At 68.0% G+C, this 12,659-nt stretch carries 10 protein-coding genes; 7 read left to right on the forward strand and 3 right to left on the reverse strand.

Annotation, left to right across the window (positions count from 1 at the left end; all coding sequences use genetic code 11):
• Positions 1-43: 43 nt before the first annotated feature.
• The 3 genes from ACLJRL_RS28060 to ACLJRL_RS28070 all read left to right on the forward strand — a co-directional run bounded on the left by ACLJRL_RS28060 (position 44) and on the right by ACLJRL_RS28070 (position 3,767).
• Positions 44-430 (forward strand): VOC family protein, encoded by a 387-nt coding sequence (locus tag ACLJRL_RS28060; RefSeq protein WP_410659289.1) that lies wholly within the window; start codon positions 44-46, stop codon positions 428-430.
• A gap of 345 nt (positions 431-775) precedes the next feature.
• A complete protein-coding gene (locus tag ACLJRL_RS28065; RefSeq protein WP_410659290.1) occupies positions 776-2,650 on the forward strand; it encodes a Calx-beta domain-containing protein in 1,875 nt (624 codons plus the stop codon).
• A gap of 145 nt (positions 2,651-2,795) precedes the next feature.
• Complete coding sequence (locus ACLJRL_RS28070; protein WP_410659291.1) at positions 2,796-3,767, forward strand: XRE family transcriptional regulator; 972 nt, start codon at positions 2,796-2,798, stop codon at positions 3,765-3,767.
• Here the strand turns inward: ACLJRL_RS28070 and ACLJRL_RS28075 are convergent.
• A complete protein-coding gene (locus tag ACLJRL_RS28075; protein WP_410659292.1) occupies positions 3,754-4,548 on the reverse strand; it encodes a hypothetical protein in 795 nt (264 codons plus the stop codon). The genes ACLJRL_RS28070 and ACLJRL_RS28075 overlap by 14 nt on opposite strands.
• Positions 4,549-4,554: 6 nt before the next feature.
• Entirely contained in the window at positions 4,555-5,250 is a 696-nt protein-coding gene (locus ACLJRL_RS28080; RefSeq protein WP_410659293.1) for a papain-like cysteine protease family protein, read from the reverse strand.
• Between the two features lie 249 nt (positions 5,251-5,499).
• Here ACLJRL_RS28080 and ACLJRL_RS28085 point away from each other — a divergent pair, with 249 nt between their 5' ends.
• The 4 genes from ACLJRL_RS28085 (at position 5,500) to ACLJRL_RS28100 (ending at position 10,781) form a co-directional block, all read left to right on the forward strand.
• A complete protein-coding gene (locus ACLJRL_RS28085) occupies positions 5,500-7,059 on the forward strand; it encodes a dolichyl-phosphate-mannose--protein mannosyltransferase (protein WP_410659294.1) in 1,560 nt (519 codons plus the stop codon).
• A gap of 85 nt (positions 7,060-7,144) precedes the next feature.
• Positions 7,145-8,287: an FAD-dependent oxidoreductase gene (locus tag ACLJRL_RS28090; RefSeq protein WP_410659295.1), complete on the forward strand. Its 1,143-nt coding sequence runs from the start codon at positions 7,145-7,147 to the stop codon at positions 8,285-8,287.
• Positions 8,287-9,837 carry a hypothetical protein gene (locus ACLJRL_RS28095; RefSeq protein WP_410659296.1) on the forward strand — a complete coding sequence of 517 codons (1,551 nt, stop codon included), beginning with the start codon at positions 8,287-8,289 and terminating at the stop codon, positions 9,835-9,837. The genes ACLJRL_RS28090 and ACLJRL_RS28095 overlap by 1 nt, the downstream gene beginning before the upstream one ends.
• On the forward strand, positions 9,825-10,781 hold the full coding sequence (locus ACLJRL_RS28100) for a DUF1152 domain-containing protein (protein ID WP_410659297.1): 957 nt from the start codon (positions 9,825-9,827) through the stop codon (positions 10,779-10,781). The genes ACLJRL_RS28095 and ACLJRL_RS28100 overlap by 13 nt, the downstream gene beginning before the upstream one ends.
• A 347-nt stretch (positions 10,782-11,128) precedes the next feature.
• Here ACLJRL_RS28100 and ACLJRL_RS28105 read toward each other — a convergent pair whose 3' ends face one another.
• Entirely contained in the window at positions 11,129-12,391 is a 1,263-nt protein-coding gene (locus ACLJRL_RS28105) for a DUF222 domain-containing protein (RefSeq protein ID WP_410659298.1), read from the reverse strand.
• Positions 12,392-12,659 lie beyond the last annotated feature (268 nt).

Below are 12,659 nucleotides of genomic sequence, written 5' to 3' on the forward strand. Positions count from 1 at the left end.
ACGATCATGACGCTGTTTCCTCGACCGCGACTGGAGTCGACCCATGGCCTGCCGGATCACCGAACTCGTCCTCGACTGCGCCGACCCGCAACGGCTCGGCGACTTCTGGTGCGAGGTCCTCGGCTACGTCGAACTCGGCTGGGACGGCGACGACCTGGAGATCGGCCCGCCCGAAGCCGGATTCGGCGGCCCGCTCCCCACGCTGATCTTGAGCCTCAACCGGGAACCCAGGCGCGGCAAGCTTCCTTTGCACCTCGACGTGAACGCCACCGATCAGGACCAAGACGCCGAACTCGACCGCCTGCTCGCGGCCGGCGCGCGCAAGGCCGACGTCGGGCAGACCGGGGAGGAGTCCTGGCACGTGCTGGCCGACCCGGAAGGCAACGAATTCTGCCTCCTGCGCAGTCGGGTGGAGCCGGTCAAGTCCTGACCGAAATCAGCTGGGTCACCCCGGCGCCCTTACGACATCCGGTGGTAATTCCGCGTGAAATCCGGAGAAATACGCCCGCTATCCCGGCACGGTGATCACGGGTGGTGCGGAAATCGACGACGGTCGTCCCACTTGAGGGTGATGACCGCCGCGGTTTGTTCCCTTTTCCGGCCCAACGCGATCATGGTCTGCGTAGCCCGCTTCCGGGGCGATAACCCGTTGAGCGCCTTGACACAGGGCGCTCCGAGTGACGTTCGCAGGAGGCGCTAACGAAGTGCGCCGTATTCCGTCTTCCCCTGGCGACCCGTAGCAAATCCGGCCACTTCCGGTTCGAAAGGGAAAGCCATGTCACGAAGACCTCTCTTCGTCGCTTTGACCGCCATCACCGCATTGCTCGTCTCTCCCGCCGTCGCCGCGGCGGCCCCACCGGGAGTCGACCCGGCCACCGTCAACCTCACGCTCGCCGCGGGGCAGAGCAAGACGATCACCAAGAACGTGACGACCTCCGCGGTGCCACCGAACCCGGACCTCGTGCTGCTCGCCGACACCACGGGCAGCATGGGCGGGGCGATCACCAACGTGCGGTCCAACGCCGGCGCCATCACCGGGGACGTGCTCGCCGCACAGCCGACCGCGCGATTCGGCGTCGCCGAGTACAAGGACTTCACCGACTCGGTGCCGTTCAAGGTCAACCAGGGCATCACCGGTGACACCACCGCGGTCCAGTCCGGGATCAACCAATGGACCGCTTCCGGCGGCGGCGACACTCCCGAAGCGGGGCTGAACGCGCTCTACGAACTGGCCACCGGCGCGGTCGCCTTCCGCCCGGACGGCACTCGCATCATCGCGTGGTTCGGGGACGCGCCGTCGCACGACCCGAGCGGCGGGCACGACCTGGCGCAGACCATCGCCGCACTCAAGGCGGCGAACATCCGGGTCGTGGCGGTGAACGTCGGCGCTCTCGACTTCACGGGCCAGGCCGCCGCGATCACCTCGGCCACCGGCGGCGTGCTGCTGAACAACGTCCCGGCCGGCCAGGTCTCGCAGGCCATTTTGGACGGTATCAAGGCCATCGAGGTCACCGTGACCCCGAAGGTGACCAGTTGCGATCCGCAGCTCACGGTCACCAACTCCCCCGCCAGTGTCAAGGTGGCCAGTGGAGACGTCGCCACCTTCACCGAAACGATCGCGGCGACGGCCTCGGCGGCCCCCGGGACCTACCACTGCGTGGTCGACTACCAGGTCGACGGCGTTTCGCGCGGCTACATCGAGAACACGACCGTGCGAGTGCTCGGCTTGAGCATCAACGACGTGACGGTCGACGAGGGCTCCGGCGGTGCGCAGGTCCCGGCGACCTTCACGGTGTCGCTGCTCGGTGGGGTGAGCCCGGACCCGGTCTCGGTCACCTACGCGACCGCGAACGGCACCGCGACCGCGCCGGCCGACTACGCGGCGGCGGGCGGCACCGTCACATTCGCGCCCGGTGAGACCGCCAAACCGGTGACCGTGCTGGTCAACCCGGACACGGTCGACGAGCCCACCGAGACGTTCACGGTGAACCTTTCGGCCCCCGTCGGCGCCGGCCTGGTCGACCCGGCGGGCGTCGGCACGATCATCGACGACGACCGTGACGGCGTCTTCTCCTGCACCGGCACCGCGGCCAACGTCCTCGGTGTGACCGCGGCGCGGGCGAACCCGGCGAACCTGCCGTGTGTCGACGACTCCAGCACCGTGGCGGCGGCGACGCTCAACGCCGGCCTGATCAAGGTGGAGACGAAGGTGCTCACCGCGTCGACCGATCTGACGCCGGACAACCAGTCCGCGGCCCCGGCGGCGGGCGACCGTGCGCTGGCGTCCGCCAAGATCGACAAGACGGTGATCAGCACACTCGGGCTGAACATCGAGCTGGGCGTGATCCAGTCGCAGGCCACGGCGACCTGCCAGCCGGCTCCGGGCGGGCTCGCCCCGGTGCTCGCGGGTACTTCGAACGTCGCCTCGCTGAAGATCAACGGCTTGGCGGTCACGGTGGGATCGGCCCCGCTGACCATCCCGCTGGTCATCGGTTCGCTGAAGCTGAACGGCCAGACCGTGGCGAACGGCGTCGTGAAGCAACAGGCCGTCGCGCTCGACACCGCGCTCGCGAAGATCGTGCTCGCGGAATCCCAGGCCGATGTGCACGGCACCACCGCGCACCCGGCAGGCAACCCGTGCCGGCGCTGATCCGGTGAAGTTCGGCCGGGGCGGGCGGCTTCCCTCCGCCCCGGCCTTTCCCGGCCGGAAAGTCCGGATATAGACGTTAGATGGTTGCCGATTCACCACGAACTGCGCATGCTGAGCGACTACTCGGCAGTAGCAGGGGTGACCTATGTACCAGGAATGCAAGGAGCCCATCACCACGCACGGAGACCGGCGAGCGCCGGGAACGGTGCCGAGTGCGGTCCGGTCCGGCCCCTTTCACCGAGCGCTCTCCGAGGCGGTCGACCATCGCGGGCTCTCCCTGTCCCGTATCCGGGCGCATCTGGCCTCACGCGGTGTGTCGGTGGCCGAGTCGACGTTGAGCTATTGGCAACGCGGGCTCCGGCATCCCTCGACACCCCGTTCGCTCACGGTGGTTCGCGCGCTCGAGTCGGTCTTGGGCCTTCCGTCGGACAGCCTGGTCGTCCTGATCGGCCCCCGGCACCGGCTGTCCGGCGAAAGCGACCACAGACCGTCGTTGCCGGAACTGCGGCGAAGCTGGTCGGAAACCTGCGCCCTGCTGGACGAACTGAGCGACTCGCCCGGAGCCGAGGGAAACGCGAAGCTCGACGTGGTGACCGTGATCGACGTCCTGACCCTGACCGCGCAAGGCAGGGTCGAGAAGATCACCTCGACCATGGTGGTCCGGGCACGCCAGTCCGGAGCGGACGGTTTCGTGGTGACCCACCAGGACGAGGACGGCACCGAAATGGAGGGCACGTCGGTCTTCGCCGTCGACGGCTGCCGGCTGGGCCGGGTGCGCCGCAACACCCCGTCGGCGGGGATGGTGTTCGAGCTCCTTTTCGACCGCGGCCTGACCGAAGGGGAAACGCACACCTTCACCTTCACCCTGCTGCTGGCCGCGTCGGTCCGCTCGACCTGCTTTCACCGGACCGTCCGTTCCCGTATGTCGGCATATCTGCTTCGGCTTCGCTTCGACGCCGCCTTGCTTCCGGCCAGGTGTCTCAAGACCGTCCGCGAACGTGAGGATCTGGCTCCCGTGCTCAGCGAGCCGTTGTTCTGCGGGCCCGGTGCCACCGCCAGCGCCTACTTCGAGGATCTCGGCGTCGGGATCGCCGGAGTCGATCTCATCTGGGAATAGCGCGGCGCTTCCGGCGCAGTACGAACAGAGCGGCGACCAGCAGTGCGGCTCCCCCGGCGATCAGCCCGGTCACGGCCGGCGTCGGCAGGCCGTCGGCGGGCGGCTTCTCCGCTTGCGCGAACCCGATTCCGCGCTTGCGCTGATACTCCGATCCCGCCATCTTGTCCGCATAGCGGTCGTGCACATTCCTTTGATACTCGGAAAGCGGGATGAGCTGCCCCACCGGTGACTGCGGCAGGCTCGCCTGCAGGAGCACCACTCCGGCCGGGCTCAAGGCATACCAGCCGTTGATCTGCGGCTCATTGAGCAGGACCGTGCCAGGCTGAAGCCTCGCGCTCAAGGTCTCTTCGTCGTTTCCGGACAACGCGGTGGCCACCATCCACTCGGCCGGCTTCTCTCCGTCTTGAGTCACCCGCAGCGTGGTCTTCTGGCCGGAATCCGCGGTGGCCGTCACGGCGATGGAGCGCAGGACACCCGCCGGGGCCCCGGCCGCTCCCCCGACGAAATCGGGATTGAGGGTGTAAACCGGGACGCCTCGCTCGCCCACGATGATCCGTCGCGGTTCGATGTGGTGGACCTGCCGGAAGTTCGATCTCGCGAAAGCGATCGCGCCCGGCGTGCCCGCGGTGCGCACGGCGGCGGCGAGGTCGCCCGCCGAGGGCGGAGTGACGCCCTCATTCGCCACGCCCTCATTCGCCACAGACGGCGGCGCGCCCATGGTGAGTGTCGCGAGGGCGACCACGAAACAGAAAGCGAACTTCCGGCAGATCCCGTTCCTCACCGCGCGTCAGCCCTTCCGGATGTTGACGATGGTGTCGTTCCAGTTGAACTGGCTGTTCCGGACGTACTGGTTGTAGTTCCAGGTCTGGTAGCGCTGGTAGGTCGGCCACGGGTCGCCGACCATGATGGACTGGTTCGCGGTGTCGTAGCCGTAGATCACCTCGGCGTGCCCACCGCCGGAGGTCCAGTAGATTCCCGTCAGGTTCAGGATTCCAGCGTCGATCTGGCTGACGACCGAGTTGAAGCCGATCGGGCCGCCCGCGTCCTGCGCGGAGAACCCGGTGCCCCGGAATCCCCGGATGATCTCGGGGATCTGGGCCGCCTGGTTCGGGCAGTACCCGGCCTGCGTGCCCTTGCCCGCGGCGCAGAACTGCGCCTGGGTGGCGCCGCCACCCTGCGAACGTTCGATACTCGAACCGTCGGCGGCCCAGCACCATTGGTCGTACTGCTGCACCTGTTGGCTGTAGTTCAGCTGCTTCGACGTCGCGACGGCGTCGGCCACGACGGCCGCGCCCACGCCACCTCGCAGGGGCGCGACCTCGCGCACCTGAGTGTGGGTTCCGGTCTTCACCAGTCCGCTGGGACGGCTCCCTTCGTCGCCGGGCTGGGCGAGGGCGGCGGCGGGCAGCAGGCTCAACGCGAGGGCGGTGGCTCCGGTCACCAACGCGAACCGGGTCGCCCGCCGGCTGGATAGGCTTTTCACAGACGTCTCCTTCGACAGGGTTTGGGGAGAACGGCCGGACGGGGTCTCCGGCCGAGATCACCGTCCGCCGAAGGGGCCTCGACGGCAACGGCTTCCCCTGCCCGCAAAGGAAGGCTGTGAGTGTTCACAGCATCCGCGCCGGGTGAGCGGCCAGGAAAACGCCGAACTCGCCGCAAGATTCACAGCGCGTTCACACCGGATGAATTCGCCGAAAAGGTCGCTCTTGCCGTGGCCCTATGATCGAACCCCGTGATCGCAACACTGACCCGTTCGAAGCCGGATCAGACCGGTTCGCGGCAACCACCTTCGGACCGCGAGGCGACGCTGCTGGGCAAGCCGATGCCTGCCGACCGGGTGCGCGGCTGGGTGGTCACGCTGGTGCTCACGGCGATCGGTGGTCTGGTCCGGTTCCAGAACCTGGGCTTCCCGACCGACAAGGGCACCCCTGTCTTCGACGAGAAGTACTACGCCGGGCAGGCTTGGCAAATCCTGCGCAACGGCGGTTACGAGGACAACGCCGGCTACGAGTACATCGTGCATCCGCCGCTGGCCAAGCAGCTGATCGCGACCGGCGAGTGGCTCTTCGGTTACGACGGCTGGGGCTGGCGATTCGCCTCGGCGATCGCGGGCACGCTGATCATCCTGCTCACCATCCGGATCGCCCGGCGGCTCACCCGCTCGACGCTGCTCGGCGGGATCGCGGGCATCCTGGTGGTCTGCGACGGCGTGCTGCACCTGCAGTCGCGGATGGCGATGCTGGACATCTTCATCGCCCTGTTCGTCCTCGCCGCGTTCGCCTGCCTGCTGGCCGACCGGGACCAGGTCCGGTCCCGGCTCGCGACCGCGGTGCGGGAAGGCTGGATCGGCGAATCGCGGTTCGGGCCCCGGCTCGGCTTCCGTTGGTGGCGCTTCGCCGCCGGGCTGATGGTCGGGCTCTCGTTCGCCGTCAAGTGGTCAGGGCTCTACCACATGGCCGCGTTCGGACTGCTCTGCGTGGCCCTCGATGTGGCGGCCCGGCGAGCAGCCGGGGTCCGGCGGCCGTGGGCGGGCACCCTGATCCGCGACGTCGCCCCCGCGCTGTGGGCGTTCGTCGGGCTGGCCTTCCTGATCTACCTCGGCAGCTGGTGGGCGTGGTTCGCGAGTGAGACCGGAACCGACCGCCACTACGTCGAGATCGCCAACATCGCTCCGGGGATCTTCGGCTGGATCCCGCCCGCGCTGCGCTCGCTGGGCGACTACTCGATGAACGTGCTGCATTTCCACGAAACACTGCTGACGCCGAAGAACGAGCCGCATCCGTGGGAATCGAAGCCGTGGACATGGCCGATGGGACTACGGCCGATGCTCTACTACTACGAATCCGGCGAGGCGGCGGCCGGTTGCGGCGGTGCGGACTGCGTGCGCGCGACCATGCTGATCGGCACTCCGGCGCTGTGGTGGCTCGCGCTGCCGATGCTCGGCTGGGGACTGTGGCGGTGGTTCTTCCACGCGGACTGGCGGTACGCGACCGTGCTGGTCGGCTACCTCGCCGGGCTGCTGCCGTGGTTCCTCAATCTCGACCGGCAGATGTACTACTTCTACGCCACCTCGTTGGCGCCGTTCCTGATACTCGGCCTGACGCTGGCGCTCGGGCAGATTCTCGGCCACGCGAATCGCGGTTTCGAGCGAAGAGGGACCGGCCTGGTGGTCGTCGCGCTGTACACCGGCCTCGTCGTCGCGAACTTCGCTTGGCTGTGGCCGGTTCTCAACGGCGACACGATCACCAACGCGCACTGGCAAGCCGAACTCTGGCTGCCTTCCTGGCGCTGATCGCTTGGTCTCAGCCCGGCCTGATTGAGCAGTCGCTCAACTTGGCGTATCGTGCGTCTTGAGCGGTCGCTCAAACTGGGGGGTCATGGCTTTGTACACGGTTGTCGTGGTCGGCGGCGGAATCGGTGGCTTGGCGGCGGCGGTCGCCCTGCGACGTCGCGGTTACCAGGTCACAGTGCTCGAACGGGCGGCGGAGTTCACCGAGGCCGGCGCCGGGCTTTCCCTGTGGCCGAACGCGATGCGCGCGCTCTCGGCGCTCGGTCTCGCCGAGCCGGTGAGCGCGCTCAGCGTGGCGGAGACGACGGGCGGAGTACGTGATCGCACGGGCCGCTGGCTGTCGAGAATGGACAACTCCGAGTTCGTTCGCCGCCATGGCTGGCCGTTGCGGGTGGTGCACCGGGCGGATCTGCTTCGGACACTGGTCTCCGCGTTGCCGCAGGAGTGCCTGCGGCCGGGAAGCGAGGTCCACGCCGTACGCCCGAGCGGCGACGGTGTGGACGTCGAGCACTCCGGCGGAACCGTGCGAGCGGACGTCGTGGTCGGAGCGGACGGCGTCCACAGCACCCTGCGCGAACGTTTCTGGCCGGACGCGCCAGGACCTCGCTACGTTGGATGCACCGCCTGGCGCATGGTCACCGGCCCGATGGGCGACCTCGACGCCGACGGCGCGGTGCTCTGGGGCCGCGGCGAGCGCATCGGGTTCACGAAGCTGCCAGGCGGACGTTTCTACTGCTTCGCGACCGCCACGGTGCGCGCGGGCGAGGCCGCCAGCGACGGTGAGCACGCGGCCGTACGGCGCAGGTTCGATCGCTGGCCCGACCCGATTCCCGCTTTGCTGGCGGCGACCCCGGAGAACGCCGTCCTCCGGCATGACGTGTACGACCTCCCGCCACTGCCGGCCTTCGTACGCGGCAGGCTGGCGCTGCTGGGAGACGCGGCGCACGCGATGGACCCCGCACTCGGGCAGGGTGCCTGCCAGGCCCTGGAAGACGCCGTGACCCTCGCCGAGGCGCTCGGCACGAACGCCGACGTCGACTCCGCGCTCGCGAGCTACGACCGATCACGCCGTCCGCGCACCCAGCGGATCGCCCGTCGCGCCGGACGTCTCGGCGCCGTCGGCCAATGGTCGTCACCTCCAGCGGTCCTGCTCCGCGACGTCGCCGCCCGGCTGACCCCGGCTTCGACGACTCTGCGCTCGATGGATTCCGTCCTGGCGTGGACGCCCTGATGCCCGACTGGACCTACCATCCGTTGCGCGGCATCGCGGCGAAACTCCTCGGAACACGCCGGTCGCAACGCTTTGCCTTGCGAACCTTGGCTTCGGCCGGCTCCTCCCCCGGCGGCGGACGGCTGATCGCGAGCGCGTTCGGTCATCGTCATGTCCCCGCGCATCTGGCAGGTTCCGTCGCCGGAGTCAGGATCCACAGCCGGCTCGGTGCCGTGGTCCCGCCCGGCGTCGCGAGGGACGCGGTCCGCGCTCTGCCGCTGCTGGGGGCCGGCCTGATCGAGGTGTCACCGGTCGGCCTCGCCGACGTCCCGGCGGTGCGGCAAGCCGCCACCGGCCGTCGTATTCCGGTGATCGCCCATGCGCCGGGACCCGACGCGGAGGCCGTCGCGGCCGCGTTGGCCACGCATGTCGACGCGATCACCACCGAGCCCGACCCGAACGTGCTCCACGTGACCTCCTCCTCGGTCGCCGCGGCCGCCGACACACTCGACGAGCCCGAAAAGGTGGTGCTGGCAACGCCTTCACTCCTGATCGACGCGGGCCCGGGTTGGTTCGCCCGGGTGATCGAAGCCGCGACTCCCACCCAGTCGACGCCGCCGGCACGACGCCCGGGTCGCGACCCTCGCCGGTGGCCCGCCTGGTGGTGGGGCCTGCTGGTCGGCCTGGGCATGATCGGCGCCGGTCTGGGCGCCGCGGCGATCACCCTCGGGCCGGTCCTGCTGTGGTACGACCGCGCGTACCTCGGCATGGATGTCGATCAGCTCCACGCGATCGACCACCATCTCGTCCATTTCCTGCAGCACGACCGGATCACCATGGCCGGCACCATGATCGCCATCGGTGTCCTCTACACCGGCCTGTCCGTCGGAGGTCTCCGCCACGGATGGCCTTGGGCCCGCGAGGCCTACCTGCTTTCCGGCTGGATCGGTTTCCCGACCCTGCTGTACTTCCTCGGGATCGGCTTCGTCGAACCGCTGCACACCGCGGTCACCATCGTGCTGTTCCCGATGTTCCTCCTGGCCACCCGGAGCCGTACTCGTCCACAGTGGACGGTCATGCCGGAGGGATCGGAACCCCTGCGCCGCAGGGCCCTCGTCGGGCAGCTCCTGTTCGTCCTAGTCGGAATCGGGTTGTTCGGCGGCGGCGTCTCGGTGTCGGCCGTCGGCCTCACCACCGTGTTCGTGGACAGCGACCTGGAATTCCTGCGGACCTCGGCCGCGCTCATCGAAAGTGCCCATCCACGGCTGCTGCCGTTCATCGCCCATGACCGGGCCGGCTTCGGCGGGGCTTTGATCGCCGCCGCCACCGCGATCATCCTGGTGAGTGCCTGGGGATGGCGTCGCGGCGAGTCCTGGGTCTGGTGGTCCCTCGCCCTGGCCGCGGCCGCCGGATTCCTGCCCGCCGTCGCCGTGCACAGCACCATCCACTACACCGACTTCCTGCATCTCGCCCCGGTCTTCGTCGGTGTGGCGCTCACCGTCACCGCGCTCGTCCTCGCCCGCCCGTACTTGTGCGCGCATGTCCCTAAGATCGTGGAGTGTTCTCTCTGACAGAGCCTCCCCTGTTCGCTCGCCTGAGTTCCGCTTCGAACGTCCTCCTCGCCGGAGCGGGCGGCGGATTCGACGTCTACGCGGCTTTGCCGCTGGCCTTCGCGTTGCGGGCGCAAGGAAAGCGGGTGCACCTGGCGAACCTGGCGTTCAGCGAACTCTCACGGCTCGACCTGGATGACTGGGTGGCACCGGACGTCGCGGCGATTCGCCCGGAGAGTGTCGGCAACGACGACTACTTCCCCGAACGCACGCTCGCCCGCTGGCTGCACGAACGCGGCCTTCCCGCGACCGTGCACGCTTTCCCCCGCACCGGCGTAAAACCGCTGGAGGCCGCGTACCGGGCGCTCGTGCGGCACCTGGAGGTGGACGCGGTCGTACTGGTGGACGGCGGCACGGACATCCTCATGCGCGGCGATGAAGCCGGAATCGGTACCCCGGAAGAGGATATGAGCAGCCTCGCCGCGGTTTCGGCGATCGAGGGCATCAGCCGGCTGGTCGTGTGCCTGGGCTTCGGAATCGACGCCTACCACGGTGTATGCCATACGCATGTGCTGGAGAACCTGGCCGCGCTGGACCGGGCCGGCGGCTATCTCGGCGCGTTGTCCATCCCGTCGGCTTCGCCCGAGGCGCACGCCTATGTGGACGCTGTCGCGCACGCCCAGAAAGCCACACCGATGCTGCCGAGCATCGTGAACGGGCAGATCGCGGCGGCCTTGCGAGGCGAGTACGGGAACGTGGACTTCACTTCACGCACGGCGGGCAGCGAATTGTTCGTGAACCCGTTGATGGGCGTGTACTTCACCGTCGACCTGCCGGCGCTCGCCGCGTCCGTGGGCTATCTGGACCGCCTGCGGGGCACCGAGACCATGATCGAAGTGGCACAGGCGATCGAGGATCACCGGGAGGGGATGACACTGCGACCGCGGGAAGTCTTCCCGCACTGAGCCGGGCGTGCTCGGTGAACAGGCCCGAAACCACGGCGCCGCATCGCGACCCGGAGGCGGTGACGGTTGCCACCGAGATTCCCGGCACGACCATCGGCATCTCGTCGGCGGCCACCTAGGTAGGTGTTACGGCCTCCGGTCCACACCAACTGGCCCCACCCGAGGCCGATGGAGCGTTCTGCCTCCAGGAACAAGATCGCGCCATCCAGATCGGGCAGTCCGACACCGAGGCGTGGGCGAGGACTCCTATGGGACCACCTGCCAAAGTCGATGTCGGTCGAGGTGGTCGTGGGCATGCCGAGGGGCCCGTCGCCGGTGTGGCTGGCGGGCTCCTCGGGTCATGCGGGTCAGACGAGGGCGCGGTGGAGTGTGTTGCGCCTCGGCTGTCGTAGCGGGTCCAGGTACTGCGGCGGAATGAACTCCGGTAGCCCGTCGGCGGCCATGCGGACTTCCCAATCGCCGTGGTGGATCAGCCGGTGGTGGAAGGAGCAGAGGAGGCACAGGTTGCGGAGGTCGGTCATCCCGCCGTCTGCCCAGTGATGAATATGGTGAGCGTGACAGCGCTTCGGTCTCCGCTGACACCCAGGGAATGAACAGCCCCTGTCCCGCGCGTTCAGGGCTTTCCGCTGACCCGGGGTGACGAACCGTTTGATCCGTCCGACATCGAGGGGTTCACCGGCGGCGTTCATGACGATCGGGAGCATCAGGCAGTCGCAGGCGGCCATGCGTGCTTCGCGGGCGGTCATCTGACCGACAAAGTCCATACTCGCGGTGCCGAGACCGGTTTTCAATTCCTCGAAGCCGACCAGGACATGCACCATCGTCCGATACCCGCAGGTACCTGGCTGGTCAGGGCTCGCGATCGCCAGGTCAAGCAGATCCACCCACGCGTCACCCTGACGCTCCCACACCGTCCGCAGGTCGGCTTGGCCGAACTCGTCGACCGGACGAGGCTTGGAGTAAGCCTCGATCGCCGCCATCGTCCGCGCACCGGCTTCGTCATCAAGCAGGCCGGTGAGCTTCCAGAACCCGTCCTTCCGACGGTGCAACCTCAACTCACGACGCGGCTCAACCGGCTCAGGATCCTTCGGCTCATTGCCGTCCGGGTCCAGCCAGGCCATCAAGCCCTCTTCAGCGGCCGCGATCTGCCCAGGACCCCCATCACGAGCCAGATCAGCGAGAATCTTCTCGGCAGCATCCCGGTTCTCGACCGAGACATGCGCGGGGATCCTCTTCAACACCGCCACGATCTGATCGATGTGCTGCTCCCCGACCGCACCTTCTGCCGCAGCGACGGCGGTGGCGGGTGCCAAAGCCGGGACTTCGGTGCCATCGAGTGCGCGGGACGGGTTCAGCGCCACCGCACGATCCACGAGTTTCTTCGCATCGACAGGAGCGATCCGCGCGACATCAGCCAGCCACATTTTCGTGTTCGCATAGCCGTACAGATCCTTGGCGCCACGAGATTCGATCTCCGCCAGATAGATGCCCAACACAGCGGACGCGGCGCGGATCAGCGTCAACGTCTCAGTGACCCCGTGGGCGAGCTCCAGTTTCCCGGCACGCCACAACTCCTGCGGCGGCCGAGGAAGAACGGGAGTCTCTGACACCCCTCCATGATACCGCACATTGTCGAACAGGTGTTCGTAATTATCTGCAACAATGAAACCGACGCTAATAACACTAAAGGGTGATCGGAGTGCACAACCCGATTACCCAAAAGGGCCAGCGAGCGGCAATGATGGCTAACGAGAAGGGGGCAAAGGTGTCGTGTTCGAGGGCGAGGGGTCACGCTTGCAGTCTCACCAGACAGTTCCTGCCCGTCCCCCGATCGTGGATCGCCTGTGGCCTAGATGGCCGATGCGTCACTACGACATC

Source organism: Amycolatopsis sp. lyj-112 (assembly GCF_046549055.1).
GTDB lineage: Bacteria > Actinomycetota > Actinomycetes > Mycobacteriales > Pseudonocardiaceae > Amycolatopsis.